Source organism: Gramella sp. MT6, assembly GCF_019357415.1.
Lineage (GTDB): Bacteria > Bacteroidota > Bacteroidia > Flavobacteriales > Flavobacteriaceae > Christiangramia.
Genome location: NZ_CP048410.1, coordinates 3,033,642 through 3,048,451, shown reverse-complemented (window position 1 = coordinate 3,048,451; position 14,810 = coordinate 3,033,642). Strand labels below are relative to the sequence as shown.

Genomic DNA, 14,810 nt, shown 5'->3' with positions numbered 1-14,810 from the left:
TCCCTTTTTTATAATTGATATTCTTTAATTATTTCAGATCGTATTCAAGGGTGATCTCAGCCTTTAGAAGTTTTGATAATGGGCAGTTTTCCTTTGCCTTATTCGCAATTTTATCAAATTTTTCTTTATCTATTCCCGGCACAACCGCATCCAGAATCAAGTGGGATTTGGTTATTTCACCATCTTCAAAAGTAATTTCAGAAGTTGTTTCGATCTTATCTGGAGTGAATCCATCTTCAGTTAAAAAAGCAGAAAGTTGCATACTGAAACATCCTGCATGGGCCGCTCCAACCAATTCCTCTGGATTTGTACCTTTTCCATCTTCAAAACGTGTTTCAAAGGAATATTGCGCATCCTTCAAAACTCCGCTCTCAAGACTAACGGTTCCATTTCCTTCTTTTAATGAGCCTTTCCATACGGCCGATCCTTTTCTTTTCATAATTTAATTTTTTAGTGATTTCTCCTAAATTAAGAAGCACAGGCTGAAACAGAAAAGAATTATAAAAACCTTAACCAATAAGGGGTAAAATAAAAAAGCCTGAAAGTAAAACTTCCAGGCTTTTCTATATTCTATGCTTGTTAATTACTTGATCTCAACAACTTCAAGATCGAAAACAAGATCTTTACCAGCTAATGGATGATTAGCATCAACTACGATACTTTCATCTTTAACTTCTGTTACCACAAGATTGATCTCACGACCATCAGGCCCTTTAGATACTAATGGCATTCCAACCTCAGGCTTTAGCTCCTCTGGCAGTTGACTTTTTTCAACTTCCTGGATTAATTCAGCTTTTGGTTCTCCGTATGCCTCTTCTTTTGGTATATTGATAGTTTTCTTCTCGTTAACTTCCATACCGATAAGACCTTCTTCAAAACCTGGTATTAGTTGACCTTGTCCTAAAGTGAACTCTATAGGCTCTCCACGCTCTACTGAGCTATCGAAAACCTGACCGTCTTCTAATTTCCCTGTGTAATGTACCTTAACGGCGTCATTTTGCTTAACTTGACTCATAAAAAGTATTTTTTTCAATTTTAATTTTGGCTATAAACTAATTTTCAGCCATTTATCGGTTAAGGTGCAAGTACCCTGCCGAAGGCCAAATAACCCGACAGAATATCCGATGATGACACATTTTGTCATATTTTCAGTAAATTGGATAATAATTCCAGAATTTTTTACTTCAAATCTGTCAAACTAACTTATTCTTATATGAAAGCGAAAAACTGCAAAATTGATAAAGCTTCCCGAAGGGATTTTATGAAGAAGTCGGCGATTGCGGCTACAGGATTTATGATCGTACCCAGGCATGTTCTCGGAGGACCGGGTTTTACCGCTCCTAGTGATAAATTGTTGATAGCCGGAATAGGAGTAGGTGGAAAGGGAGAATCTGATCTTACCAGTTTTTATGAAAGCGGGAAAGCTGAGATAGCGTTTTTATGTGATGTGGACGATCGCAGAGCTGCTGCTTCCAGGGAACGTTTCCCAAAGGCGAAATACTATAAAGATTACCGGGAACTGTTTGATAAGGAATCCAAGAATTTTGATGCTGTTTCTGTTTCCACCCCAGATCATAATCATGCTGTGCAGGCAATGGCGGCTATGGAGCGTGGTAAACATGTCTATGTGCAAAAACCTTTGACCCACGATATCTATGAGGCCAGGCAGTTGACTGAAGCTGCTAAAAAATATAAAGTGGTGACTCAAATGGGAAACCAGGGAGCTTCTGGGGATGGTGTTCGTAAAATGAAGGAATGGTATGATACCGGGATTATTGGAGAAGTAGATGAAGTTTATGTCTGGACCAATAGACCTGTATGGCCACAGGGAATACCATGGCCGCAGACTTCTACCGCTGTACCTTCTGAACTGGATTGGAAATTATGGCTGGGCACCGCGCCTTATAAAGAATATGTAGATGGCCTGGTTCCTTTTAACTGGCGTGGCTGGTGGGATTATGGTACCGGCGCCCTTGGAGATATGGGATGTCATTTGATAGAACCTCCATTTAGTGTTTTAGACCTGAAATATCCTAAAGATGTTGAGTGTAGTGTGGGTAGTGTTTACGTAGACGAATTTCAAAGAGGTTATTTCCCGGAAAGTTGTCCGCCTTCCAGTCATGTGATCATGAGTTTTGATGGAAAGTCTGAAAATTCCAAAGATATAACCATGCACTGGATGGATGGTGGGATTAAACCAATGAGACCTGAAGAGCTAGGACCAGAAGAAACTTTTGGAGATGGTGGTAACGGAGCCCTGATCATTGGTTCTAAAGGTAAAATGATGTGCGGTACTTATGGACTGAATCCTCGATTACTACCTACTTCTAAAACAGAGGAAGTGACTGTTCCACAAAAATATGCCAGGGTAGAAGGTGGTATGGCCGGGCATTATGCCCAATGGGTGGAAGCCGCTATCGCTGGATATGGAGAAAAACCATTAAGTTCACCATTCGATATTGCCGGTCCACTTACAGAATCCTTGTTAATTGCCAACCTGGCCATTAGAGGTTATGATATTCAGAAGACCAGAAAGAATGAGAATGGAGAAGAGCAGATATATTATCCTGGAAGAGATATTAAAATGATATGGGACGCTGAAAATATGAAAGTGACTAACTTCGACGAAGCTAACCAGTTCGTGAAAAGGGAATATCCAGATGGTTTTACCTTATAAAATAATATGAAAACATGGATTCATCCAAACTTTTATAAGCTTCGGAATTTCCTGAAGTTATTAAGCAGACTATTCTTAATCTTGCTGCTAATTTCCTGCAAGGACCGGGATATGAAAGGTGATGAAGTAGATTGGGATACAATCTGTGTGACAGCAACGGCTTATAATTCTGTTGATAGTCAAACAGAAGGTCATCCCATGCTTACGGCCTGGGGAGATACGCTAAGGCCGGGTATGAATGCCGTAGCTGTTTCACGCGATCTTATGAGGATGGGACTGGACCATAATTCCAAAATTAAAATTGAAGGATTTGACAGTGTTTTTCTGGTAAAGGATAAAATGCATTATCGCTGGAGAAATCGAATAGATATTTATATGGGTAAAAACGTAGAAGCTGCTAGAGAATTTGGTAGAAAGAAACTGAATATTGCTTACATATTCCACAAGGACTCAATTTCCCATTAAACCGATTATGCCATGTTTATTATATTCGAAGAAAATTCTATCAATGCCAGCAGTTAGACATATCCTTTTCTTTCTTTTCACCATAGTTTGTTCTTTTCAATCCATTGCACAGGAACCTGATTCGCTTCAAACGAATAAAAAATTAATTATTGGGGTTACCGAAACTCCGCCATTCGTAGAAAAACGTCCTAATGGATTTTCAGGATTAAGCATCACTTCCTGGAAAATGGTTAATGAGCAATTACAAGCAACCTATGAATTCAAGGAATATAAGAATCTAGAAAGTCTTCTAAATGCGATAGAAAAAGGTGAAGTAGACCTGAGTGTTAATCCTATTACCGTAACAGACAACCGAATGAAGAGAATGGAGTTTTCGCAGCCATACTTCATCTCTCACACCAGCGTGGTAAAGAAAAAGGAATCTACATTTCTGAAACATCTGAAGAATTTTTTCAGTTGGGACTTCTTTTCAGTTATTGGTCTTTTATTATTTGTGATATTGATCTTCGGAATCCTAGTGTGGGCTTTTGAAAGAGAGAAAAATAAGGAAGAATTTGGTGGGAATATCAGGGGAATAATGCAAGGTTTCTGGTGGAGTGCTGTGACCATGACTACAGTAGGTTATGGAGATAAAGCCCCAAAAACTACTGGAGGAAGAGTTGTTGGATTGATCTGGATGTTCATGGCCGTGATCATCATTTCCAGCTTTACTGCAGGCATTGCTTCATCCCTAACCGTGAAGAGTATTAATGAGGAAATTAGAAATATTCAAGACCTTGAAAGGTTTGATGTCACCACCGTAAAAAGTTCAAGTTCCCAGGAATTGCTAGACCTTTATAATATTGAAAATAACCTGGTGAGTAATGGTTTCGAAGGTTTAGATGCAGTAAGAAATGATAAAACAACTCTTTTTGTTTATGATGAACCCATACTTAAATTCGAGATCGAGAGACTAGACCTTTCAAATGATCTGGAGATTCTTGGCCAGAGCCTTAAAAAGGATTATTATAGTTATGCTTTTCCTAAGGATTCCAGGTTATTAAAAAAGATTGATCCTATCCTGGTAAGGACCCTTAAAAGTATGGAGTGGGCTAACCTTATTAAAGATTATAATTAATTAAGTCCTAAATATCCCAGGAGGATCCAGAGTATAATAAACATAATAACTATCCCTAAACAACCACAGCCTCCACCAAGTTTCTTTGCTCCCCAACCGGCTAAAATAGCTCTTAGAATGTTTTTCATGATTCATAAGAATTAGACTTTAAAAATATATCTGGAAAACCATTATTAGTTCTTAATTATGAAAACTTTAAAGACAAATTATTTTAAGCTGTTGATTTTTAGTATATTGAAAATTCTTTTTGAAAAAAATATTATATGCGAACCCGAAACCATACAGACAGGAAATCGGAGATCGAATTTTTAAGAACCGCTCGCCAGGTAAATAATAAGGTGATTTATATTGCCATTACGATCATTATTCTTGTGGCTGTGGTGGCCATGACCGGTGTTTATTATGAATACTGGTAACTACTGTTTGATCTCGTTCATGAGTAAGAAGGCTTTGTTTATATATTCCTTCTCCAAAAACAAAGCAAAATAGTTTGAGGTAGAGATCATTTCAAATACTGGAATCCCTTCATAAGCCAGTAATTTAAAAATGTAGAAATATAAACCTACCGTTTGCGAGCTATTCTTTGGTAAGGCAATGGTAATTGAAGATAATTCCTCTTTGACGGAAACCCGAACTTCATTTCTAAAGCACTTTTCCACAAGATCTGTCAGTGAAGATGAAACCAGGATGTTACTTTCCTGATAATTACTTGAGTAATTAAGGTATACGCCTGTCTGGTCCTTTACTGCTTCCAGTAATTTAGCTTTATTTGAAATAATGGTTTTGGAGTTAAGAAAAGTATACTCCGTAATACCAGATCTAACGATGATGTCACCCAGTTCGCGAAGACTTTGCATATTTACCTTGGTCCTGCTGGGAGCGTACCTCCTTAAAGCCATGATAATACTTCCCTGTTTTACCGGTTTACGCATCTCTTTTTCTACCTGAGGCTGAATATCGGCAGCTAATCCGCTGAAGTTTACAATATCCCGGGCTATGGCATCATCCAGGAATGGCTGATGTCGAATTATATCGTGAACGCAGGTGGTAATCGTCTTCATTGTTAAATATTGAACATTTTGTACAAATGTATATAAAATGAAATATAATTTTTGCCTCCCTTGCTTTAAATAATACCTATGCAGCCTGAATTAAAGAGATATGAAAGTTTTAAAATTTGGAGGTACTTCTGTTGGCTCGGCCCCAAGTATCAGGAATGTAAAGGAAATTATTCTTAATCAACCGGGTAGTAAATTACTGGTACTTTCGGCGATGTCTGGAGTAACTAATATGCTGGTTGAAATTTCAGATCAGGTAAGAAATCATGAGTTTTCTCAAAATTCGGAAAAAATAAAGGAACTGAGATCTAAGCATTTTGGACTTATTGATGAGCTTATCACCGATGCTACGCTTAATTCTTCAGTCAAAGAAAATATAGATTCTCAAATTCAACAGCTCGAAAAAATCTGTTCTGCTGAATGGAATAAGAATATTGAGGCCACCATATTGACCACAGGTGAAAGCCTTTTGACCTTCATTTTCAGCTCTTATCTAAAATTCGAAAGTATCCAAAATACTTTACTGGATGCCAAAGAATTCATGCATATAAGTAACCTTGAAAATCCTGATACGTTACATATTGGGGAGTTATTGAACGATTGTTTAAAAAGATCTTCTCAAAATGATATTCTAATTACCCAGGGATTTGTAAGGCTGGATGCGCGAAATGAAATCAGTACTTTAAAAAGGGGTGGTAGCGATTATACCGCCACTATTTTAGGTGCTGCCATTAGAGCTTCCGAAATTCAGATCTGGACAGATATTAGCGGTTTACATAATAATGATCCGCGATTTGTAGAAAATACGCATCCGGTATCACAATTAAGTTTTGAGGAAGCCGCAGAGCTTGCCTACTTTGGAGCGAAGATCCTTCATCCCCAAACTATATCTCCGGTGATAGGGAAGAATATTCCGGTTTACCTTAAAAATACATTTACTCCGGAAGCTACCGGGACTTGTATTAGTGCAATTGCCGAAAGAAAAGGATTAAAGGCTATATCAGCAAAAGATGGAATTACTGCAATAAAGATCAAATCCAACAGGATGTTGATGGCTCATGGTTTCCTGAAAAAAATATTCGAGATTTTTGATAAATATGAAACGGCGATCGATATGATCACTACTTCAGAGATCGCGATCTCGCTTACCATAGATGACTGCACGAATCTGGACCATATTCTATCTGAACTGGATAATTACGGCGAGATTAGCGTTGACGCTAACCATAGTATTATTTGTGTAGTAGGTGAGGGGCTTATTGAAGATCGCGGTACTTCCAGGTTGTTTGAAATTCTTCAGGATGTCCCAGTGAGGATGATATCTTACGGAGGAAGTAATAATAATATTTCCCTTTTGGTAGATACCAGAAATAAAGTCGAAGTTCTGCAAAAACTTAATAAAAAGCTTTTTAGTACTGAAGGAGTAGGATCTCTATAAATCTGGTACGAACATTTGGTTAAACTTAATTTTTTTGTGTAGTGAAAACCGTCGGGAGGTATTGCCACTGGCGGTTTTTTAATTTTTATTCCTGTTCTTTTCCTCAATAAACCTCGACATAAAATAAGTACTTTTATGCAGATGGTGTTTCAACATTTTACCGGTAAAATTTGCGTTCCTATGATCTTCCAGATCTTGAATTATCTGGAATAAAACCTTTCTAAAGCGTTCATGATGGAAATCTAAATTGAATCTTTCATTGTAGATCTCAAACCCGATGCTTTGTTTTTCCTGCCAAAGTTCTTTATTACTATATAAATCTTTTGACCTTCTGATAAAATTGTCTGTCTCATTAGAAACATATCCATTCCAGTGATTAAAGTCTGAAATCCCTTCTGATCCAAAAGAAGTGGTGACCGAGGGAGTTCCATTTTTCATAGCTTCAACCAGTTTCCCTTTAATACCAGCACCAAACTGAATAGGGGCAAGGCAAACTCTAGCACTTTTCATTACCAGGTTTGAATTATCAGCCCAACCATGAACAAGAAAATTTTCTTTAGGATTGTGTAAATTCAAAACTTTTTGAGTTGGATAGGCCCCGTAAATGTTCATTTTCGCATCTGGTAAATTTTTCCTCAAGTCTGGCCAGATCTTTTCTTTTAAAAACAATACCGCGTTCCAGTTTGGCTCATGGAGAAAATTGCCAATACTTATGAAGTCTTTCCGGGCTTCAAAAACTGGAAGTTCTCCTTGCTCTTTTTCCTTAACTGGATTAAGCATAAAGGGTAAGTAGAAAAGAATTTCATCCGGTATTCTAAACTCCGATCTAAGCAATTCCATTTCAGGTTCCGAAATTATTAAACTCAGGTCGCTCCGGTAAATAGCTGCAATTTCTCTTTTTGCCAATTCCGAATTCCGATAGATATCTTTTGCCTCCCTATTCTCCTTAAAAGCTTTTTGCCTGGCGTTTCGAAGAAAATGCAGATCTTCGGTATCTAATATTTTAATAGCTTCGGGGCATATATTATCTACTCTCCAGCCAAATTGTTCTTCCATCATAAACCTATCAAAAAGGACAGCATCAGGCATTAATTCTTTAAGAAAATCATCAAATTCAGGATCATTCAATTTGATCTTTTCAGAATCTATGCTTAGTGAATTAAGGTCGACCTTGTTGTCGGTTTCCCTGGCCGTGGTAGCGAAGGTGATCTGGTAATTTTCTTTTTTGAAAAACTCTATTAATTGCATCATTCTGGCGCCGGCCGCTGAAGATTTGGGCTCAGGCCACACGTAACCAATAATTAGAAGTCTTGGCATTGGATTTTTTTCAAAAATAACATTTTATAACTGGCCCGAAAGCAGAAAACTGGCGGTTATCCAGAGAACGATTGAAAGAATTCCGCCAATCAGGAAAAAGTGTCTGAACCTGTAAATTCCCATTCCGTAGATAATAGTATTGGTTTGATAACCTACAGGAGTGAAAAAACTAAAATTAGAAGCAAAGAGTACCGCCAGGATAAAAGGTTTAGGATCCTGATTCAAACTTGCGGCAATGGTAATAGCTATTGGAGCAATGATAATGGCGGTTGCATTATTGGAGATGAATCCGCTTAAAAACATGGTTACCAGAAACAGTAAACCTATCACCATAAAATTACTTTTATTATCGAACAATTTTAAAAGGTTTTCAGAGATCCATTGATCGGCCCCGGTATTAGCCATGGCAACCCCCAATGGAATCATTCCTGCCAGAAGGAATATGATCTGCCAGTTTACCTGGGAATATATCTTACCAAGATCTATGCATTTTAAAAAGATCATAAGAAAACAGCCTATCAAGGCGCTTTTTAAAATAGGGAAAATAGAAAAGGCTGATAATCCAATGACCAAAAGAAGAATGCCAAGGGAAATGTTCCTTTTGTATCTAGTAGTAATGTTAATATCATGATGCTGTTTTAAAATGGTGATATCATCCATTTTCTGTAATTCCAGAAGATCTGAATTTGTTACTTCCACAAGTAAGCGATCACCAACTCTTAATTCTATGTCATCAGATTGTTTGTCGAAGATTCTTCTCCCTGGATTTCTAAGGTTCCGCCTTTTTCTTATTGCCAATGGAGAGGCACCATGAAGATCATACCAGCCAACAGTTTTAATACTTTTACCGATGAGCGGGGAATTTGGAAGCATTAAAATTTCAACCAGTTGGATATCATCTTCCAGGATATCAGGATTACCTTCAAAAAGTTCATCACTTTTTTTATCAGAGTTCTTTATAATAACGATGTCTCCAGAATCCTTTAGTTTTATAAGTTGTTCTATACTACACCTTAACAAGAGTTGATCTCCTTCTTTCATGGTAGTATATTTCCCAGGGTGATCGTTCACAATTCCTTTTCGTTTCAGCCTGATCACTTCAATATCTTCAGCTTCTGATCCAAAAATTTCATTGATGTTTTTTCCTATGAGTCTCGAGTTCTTATTTATGATTCCCTTGGTAATGAATTCATCGAGGTCATAATCGGTTGAAATATCACTTTTCCTTTTCCGCGGTAGAAAGCCAATAAGAATACTCACAGTGACAATGGTAATCACCAAGAAAATCACCCCAAGCCAGGTAAATTCAAAAAAACTAAACCGTTCCACCCCTCGTTCAATAGCCACCGCATTAACAATAAGGTTTGTTGAAGTACCCATTAAGGTGCAACTTCCGCCAATGATTCCCGCGAAAGAAATTGGTAGTAATAATTTAGATTCGGGAATATCGTACTTATCACTCAGTTCATCTATGATCTTCACAAAAACGAGAACCACGGCGGTAGTATTTATAAACGCTGAAATACTACCGGCGATGAACATAAAAACCGGTACCATGAGAAGTAGAGGTAATCCTTTTAATTTTTTCATACCATTAGCAAGCCAGTCTATAACCCCGTTATTTTCCAGCCCAATGGCTATGATCATTAAGGCCAGAACGGTTATAGTCGCAGGACTTGAAAACCCGGAAATTGCTTCCTCGGGAGAAATAAATCCCGCAAGCAGAAGACTTACCATAATAAAGAACGCGATCTTATCTACCGGGAAGACCTCCAAGGCGAATAGAAAAATCACGATAATGATTATGCTAAATAGTATGATGATCTCCTGGCTCATAATGAAAGGCTTATTATAAAATTAGTCCTTAGTTCTTCTTCAGATTATTCTTTCAGAAATATTTATGATTCTTATAAGTTTAAGAATTGCCAGATTCAACTTTAATTTCATAGCTTGAAATATAAATATTGATCATGAGCCGAGGATTTGTAAAAGAAGAAGACCAGGAAGAACCGGTATTGGTTCCGCCGAGAGCTGCTATTCCAGAGGGAGAAACAAACTATGTAACTCCAAAGGGATTAGAAGAACTGAAAAATGAACTGAAGGATCTTGAATTCGCAAGAGCTCATGTTGATGCCGAAAATGATACCGAAAAGAGACGGGCACAGAGTTTAATTGATGGTAAAATAAATCTACTATCAGAAAGGCTGAATACTGCCAGAATGCTGGATCCAAAAGATCAACCTGAAGATGAGATCAGGTTCGGGGCTCATGTAGAACTGAAAAACGAAACTTCGGGACAGTTACAGGAATTCCAAATAGTAGGAGTAGATGAAGCTGATATCAAAAAGAAAAAGATCGCTTTTGTAGCACCTATCGCTAAAGCTGTTACCGGTAAAAAAGTAGGTGAGGAGGTAGATTTTAAACTTGGGAATGAAATTAGAAAACTCAAGATCCTAAAAATAGACTACTAACCCTTTTGCAAACGAAAATCCAGGTCATCTGCGATGCCTCCTAATTTGTTTATTTCTATAGTAAATTACTTTTCAACTGAACCTTTAAAATTGAGAGTTTCAAATTGGTTCTGGTCTATTTTTCCGATGTAATGGCCTCGTTTAAAACTGAGATAGGTAAAATATCCATTTCCTCCAGTTAGAAATTCTGCTGCAATATTTTCATTCTCATCAATTACATTTACAGAAATTCTGCCTATACCGTTTAGACTTTTGTTTTCTTTAAAATAAAACATCTGGAAACTTCCCCCAGAACCTCTGCGGCCAATGCAATTCCCTGAAATTGATTTGGAAAGACATGTAACTTAATTTTTCACTTTTCAGTCTTAAGTTGATATTTCTCCACTTCCAGAATCAGATCGATATAATACCATATTTTAATCAATGAAAAATTTAAAAAATGTCAGTTCAATACCATTGTATTCAAATTATAATTACCCCTAATTCCTGCATGCTTGTTTACTTAATAAGAACAATTTTATAAAATACTATGTTTGAGGCTGCTATATTTTTTTACCTTTAAAACAATTAAAATTATAACCTGATGAATTCTTATAAAACAAATCTTAACCTACTCAATGTGGATATTGGCTTACTAATTTTTAGAATAGCAATAGCTGGATTAATGTTAACCCATGGGTTCCCAAAGCTTTTGACCTTGTTTGGGCCTGATGAAATTAAATTTGCCGATCCCTTGGGTCTTGGAGAAACTGTAAGTTTTACCCTGACAGTATTCGCGGAATTCATCTGCTCTGCTTTTATAATCTTTGGTTTTCTCACCAGATTTTCAGCGATCCCTATTATTATTACCATGGCTGTTGCTGCATTTATTGTTCATGTACCCGATGGTTTTGGAAAACAGGAATTGCCATTGCTTTTCATGTTCGGATTTTTACTTTTAGCAATTTGCGGAGGAGGAAAGTATTCTTTGGATTACCTTTTACAAAATAGAAAATAGCAGCACTTTGAGTAAGGTATATATTTTAATGGGCGTTTCTGGTGTTGGTAAGACTACGCTGGGAATGATGCTGGCTGAAGAACTTTCAGTCCCATTTTATGATGCCGATAATTTTCATTCTGCTTCTAATAAAGAAAAGATGCAAAATGGCATTCCTTTGACCGATCTGGACAGGGAAGGATGGCTTGGAAAGATGAGTTCATTAATTCCGGAATGGCAGAGCTCAAATGGAGGTGTTCTGGCATGTTCTGCATTAAAGGAAAAATATCGTAATCAGCTTGCCGGTGGTATTGATAAAGACCTGGAATGGATCTTTTTATTTGAGGATTTCAGCATAATCGCAGATAGGATCAGTAAAAGGAAATTGCATTTCTTCAATCCAGATCTTTTAAAATCCCAATATGATACACTTGAACCGCCAGATTATGGTATTCATATAAAGGTTGAAAACTCTCCAGAGGAATCGCTAAAGGAAATTCTTCAAAAACTGAATATGCCCGAATTTGGTATTATAGGCCTGGGCGTTATGGGTAAAAGTCTTGCTTTGAATATGGCAGGAAAAAACTTTTTGGTTTCTGTATATAACAGGCGTGAAGGAGAATTAGAAGAAAATATAGCTCAAAACTTTGTAGACAAATATTCAGATAAATATCAGTTGCAAGGTTTTGATGATCTTAAAAATTTTGTTTTTAGTCTGAAGTCACCGAAGAAAATACTTTTGATGATCAAAGCCGGTGATCCCATAGATGAGATTATCGAAGAATTGATCCCATTTTTAAAGACTGGCGATCTTATTCTGGACGGTGGAAACTCCCATTTTAAAGATACCGAAAGAAGACTTGAAAAATTAAGTGAATTAGGAATTCACTTTTTAGGAGTCGGTATTTCCGGAGGTGAAGATGGAGCATTAAATGGTCCTTCTATCATGCCCGGTGGTTCTAAAGAGGGCTACAATAGGGTAAAGGACTTGTTAGGCAGCATCGCGGCTAAAGATCGACTGGAAAGACCTTGCTGTAATTATATTGGCCCAGGAAGTTCCGGTCATTATGTAAAAATGGTGCATAATGGTATCGAATATGGCGAAATGCAGCTTATAGCAGAATTCTATTATTTTATGCGGTATTTCCAGGACCGTTCACCGGAAGCTATATCCAAAGTTTTTACTGAGTGGAACCTGAAGCAGATAAGCTTTCTCCTGGAAATCACTGCCGATATTTTACTGAAAAAGGAAAATAATCAATATCTGTTAGATAAAGTTCTGGACATTGCAGGTCAAAAAGGGACTGGTGGCTGGACCACCGTTGCTGCGCTTGAGGTTGGGGTTTCCCTGGATACGATAACAGCTTCAGTTTTTGCCAGAAATATTTCGGCTTTTAAAAAGCATAAAAACCAGGTCAGGGAATTGTATAAGCTAAAAAATAAGGCTGATCTGGAAATTACAGATGATGAGCTCTTCAAAAGTTATAGATCGGCCTCTGTGATCAACCATAGTATTGGTTTTGAATTGTTGCGAATAGCTTCCGTGGAATATGGATGGAATTTAAACTTTTCTGAGATAGCCAGGATTTGGACCAATGGCTGTATAATTAGATCCTCATTTATGGAAAAGCTGTCTGGAATTTACGATTCAACTAAGAGTAGCCATTTATTATTATACCCCGATATTGCGGAAAAATTAAATGAGGATCAGGAAATATTCACACGAATTATACCTGCGATTTTATCTCAAGGATGTCCAATGCAGGTATGCTCCTCAGCTTTAAATTACTTTTTAAGTTTCACCAGAGAGAATACACCGGCCAATCTTATTCAGGCACAAAGAGATTATTTTGGTGCTCACACATATGAAAGGATAGATAAACCCAGGGGTGAATATTTTCATTCAAACTGGAAACCAGAATAACCTATGGATCTTCAAATTTTATTCGCCGTTCTCGGCGGAATTGCCATTTTGTTATTCCTTATCCTTAAACTTAAAATACAGGCGTTCCTGGCATTGCTAATAGTATGCATACTTGTAGGTATTTTTGCAGGAATGCCTGCTACTGAAATATTAACTACCATGCAGGAAGGCATGGGCAGTACTTTAGGTTTTGTTGCTACCGTGGTGGGGTTAGGTGCATTATTTGGCGGAATACTGGAGCAATCTGGTGGTGCGAACAGCCTTGCTAAATATTTACTTCGGAAGACTGGAGAAAAGCGGTCTCCATGGGCGATGATGTTAACAGGATTCCTTGTAGCAATCCCGGTATTCTTTGATGTCGCCTTCATTATCCTGGTGCCTGTCACCTATGCTCTAAGTAAAAAAACAGGAAAATCACTGGTTCTATATGCCATGCCACTTCTTGCCGGGCTTACGATCACGCATGCATTCATTCCACCTACGCCTGGGCCAATAGCGGTCGCCGACATTCTGGGAGCAGATCTTGGATGGGTGATCCTTTTTGGGATACTTACCGGGATTCCTGTGGCCATAATAAGCGGACCTATTTTTGCGAAATTCATTTCTAAAAAAATGAATATTACACCCCCAACATTTACCGAATCAGGTAATGAAATTGATAATGACCTGCCTTCGCCAGGACTAATTTTATCTATTATTTCTGTACCAATCATTCTTATTGTTTTCAACACTGTGCTAACCAGCCCATTGTTCCCTGAAAATTTTATTTCGGGTCCTTTACTTTATTTGATCAACTTACTGGGCCATCCATTTACAGCGCTCATAATTGCGAACCTTTTAGCCTGGTACTTTATTGGAATCAAAAGGGGAGCGGGAAAACAATTTTTGAATAAAACTGCCATGAAATCCTTTGAAGCAGCCGGGATCATTATTTTATTGACAGGCGCTGGTGGAGCATTCAAGCAAATATTAATAAGAACAGGGGCAGGGGAGATGATCGCAGAATCGCTTCAGGGAACCTTCTTTAATCCTTTATTTTTTGGCTTTACTATAGCTTTACTCGTTAGGCTACTACAGGGTTCTGCAACGGTTGCCATGATCACAGCTGCCGGAATTACCGCTCCTATCATAACAACCTCTGCACTTTCTCCTTCAGAGATCTCGTTAATAGTAATTGCAATTGCTGCGGGAGCATCTGGGTTTTCTCATGTGAACGATAGTGGATTCTGGTTGGTAGGAAAATATCTCGGCCTCACTGAAAAACAAACTTTCAGATCCTGGACCCTTATGACCGGGATTGTTGCCATTATGGGTTTACTGGTAAGTTCCATAATGTATTATTTGATATAAAAAAACCGCTATAAAAA

16 protein-coding genes are annotated in these 14,810 nt (G+C 37.7%); 9 read left to right on the top strand and 7 right to left on the bottom strand.

Translation table 11 applies throughout. The annotated features are described in order from the left end of the window. Positions 1-28: 28 nt before the first annotated feature. Both G3I01_RS13705 and G3I01_RS13700 read right to left on the bottom strand, forming a co-directional pair. Positions 29-439: an OsmC family protein gene (locus G3I01_RS13705; protein ID WP_219548774.1), complete on the bottom strand. Its 411-nt coding sequence runs from the start codon at positions 437-439 to the stop codon at positions 29-31. A gap of 144 nt (positions 440-583) precedes the next feature. After that, on the bottom strand, positions 584-1,015 hold the full coding sequence (locus G3I01_RS13700) for a peptidylprolyl isomerase (protein ID WP_108171597.1): 432 nt from the start codon (positions 1,013-1,015) through the stop codon (positions 584-586). Between the two features lie 198 nt (positions 1,016-1,213). Here G3I01_RS13700 and G3I01_RS13695 point away from each other — a divergent pair, with 198 nt between their 5' ends. From G3I01_RS13695 to G3I01_RS13685, 3 genes are read left to right on the top strand one after another with little or no spacing between them, the layout of a single operon-like run. Continuing rightward, entirely contained in the window at positions 1,214-2,677 is a 1,464-nt protein-coding gene (locus G3I01_RS13695) for a Gfo/Idh/MocA family oxidoreductase (protein WP_219548773.1), read from the top strand. A gap of 6 nt (positions 2,678-2,683) precedes the next feature. Further along, on the top strand, positions 2,684-3,142 hold the full coding sequence (locus G3I01_RS13690; protein WP_219548771.1) for a 3D domain-containing protein: 459 nt from the start codon (positions 2,684-2,686) through the stop codon (positions 3,140-3,142). 43 nt (positions 3,143-3,185) lie between these two features. Further along, complete coding sequence (locus G3I01_RS13685; protein ID WP_219548770.1) at positions 3,186-4,259, top strand: transporter substrate-binding domain-containing protein; 1,074 nt, start codon at positions 3,186-3,188, stop codon at positions 4,257-4,259. On the opposite strand, the gene G3I01_RS17135 is transcribed toward G3I01_RS13685, so the two are convergent. Further along, on the bottom strand, positions 4,256-4,387 hold the full coding sequence (locus G3I01_RS17135; protein WP_257710611.1) for a hypothetical protein: 132 nt from the start codon (positions 4,385-4,387) through the stop codon (positions 4,256-4,258). The genes G3I01_RS13685 and G3I01_RS17135 overlap by 4 nt on opposite strands. A 135-nt stretch (positions 4,388-4,522) precedes the next feature. Between G3I01_RS17135 and G3I01_RS13680 the strand changes: the two genes are divergently transcribed. Continuing rightward, complete coding sequence (locus tag G3I01_RS13680; RefSeq protein ID WP_219548769.1) at positions 4,523-4,675, top strand: hypothetical protein; 153 nt, start codon at positions 4,523-4,525, stop codon at positions 4,673-4,675. Here G3I01_RS13680 and G3I01_RS13675 read toward each other — a convergent pair whose 3' ends face one another. Next, positions 4,676-5,320 carry a hypothetical protein gene (locus G3I01_RS13675; protein ID WP_219548768.1) on the bottom strand — a complete coding sequence of 215 codons (645 nt, stop codon included), beginning with the start codon at positions 5,318-5,320 and terminating at the stop codon, positions 4,676-4,678. 100 nt (positions 5,321-5,420) lie between these two features. Between G3I01_RS13675 and G3I01_RS13670 the strand changes: the two genes are divergently transcribed. Beyond that, entirely contained in the window at positions 5,421-6,755 is a 1,335-nt protein-coding gene (locus G3I01_RS13670) for an aspartate kinase (RefSeq protein ID WP_219548766.1), read from the top strand. 78 nt (positions 6,756-6,833) lie between these two features. Here the strand turns inward: G3I01_RS13670 and G3I01_RS13665 are convergent, their stop codons facing one another. Together G3I01_RS13665 and G3I01_RS13660 are read right to left on the bottom strand one after the other, a co-directional pair. Next, positions 6,834-8,072: a glycosyltransferase gene (locus G3I01_RS13665; protein ID WP_219548765.1), complete on the bottom strand. Its 1,239-nt coding sequence runs from the start codon at positions 8,070-8,072 to the stop codon at positions 6,834-6,836. 24 nt (positions 8,073-8,096) lie between these two features. After that, the gene (locus tag G3I01_RS13660) at positions 8,097-9,908 is read right to left on the bottom strand and encodes an SLC13 family permease (RefSeq protein WP_219548764.1); all 1,812 of its coding nucleotides are present in this window, start codon (positions 9,906-9,908) and stop codon (positions 8,097-8,099) included. A 134-nt stretch (positions 9,909-10,042) separates the two neighbouring features. Between G3I01_RS13660 and G3I01_RS13655 the strand changes: the two genes are divergently transcribed. Beyond that, a complete protein-coding gene (locus G3I01_RS13655; RefSeq protein ID WP_219548763.1) occupies positions 10,043-10,543 on the top strand; it encodes a GreA/GreB family elongation factor in 501 nt (166 codons plus the stop codon). 65 nt (positions 10,544-10,608) lie between these two features. On the opposite strand, the gene G3I01_RS13650 is transcribed toward G3I01_RS13655, so the two are convergent. After that, the gene (locus G3I01_RS13650) at positions 10,609-10,818 is read right to left on the bottom strand and encodes a hypothetical protein (protein ID WP_219548762.1); all 210 of its coding nucleotides are present in this window, start codon (positions 10,816-10,818) and stop codon (positions 10,609-10,611) included. A gap of 308 nt (positions 10,819-11,126) precedes the next feature. Here G3I01_RS13650 and G3I01_RS13645 point away from each other — a divergent pair, with 308 nt between their 5' ends. The 3 genes from G3I01_RS13645 to G3I01_RS13635 are packed head-to-tail and all read left to right on the top strand — an operon-like array spanning position 11,127 to position 14,793. Next, complete coding sequence (locus G3I01_RS13645) at positions 11,127-11,540, top strand: DoxX family protein (protein ID WP_257710609.1); 414 nt, start codon at positions 11,127-11,129, stop codon at positions 11,538-11,540. Positions 11,541-11,547: 7 nt separating this feature from the next. Continuing rightward, on the top strand, positions 11,548-13,443 hold the full coding sequence (gene gnd / locus G3I01_RS13640; protein WP_257710608.1) for a decarboxylating NADP(+)-dependent phosphogluconate dehydrogenase: 1,896 nt from the start codon (positions 11,548-11,550) through the stop codon (positions 13,441-13,443). A gap of 3 nt (positions 13,444-13,446) precedes the next feature. Further along, positions 13,447-14,793, top strand: a complete 1,347-nt coding sequence (locus tag G3I01_RS13635) for a gluconate:H+ symporter (RefSeq protein ID WP_219548760.1) — start codon at positions 13,447-13,449, stop codon at positions 14,791-14,793. Positions 14,794-14,810: the final 17 nt, after the last annotated feature.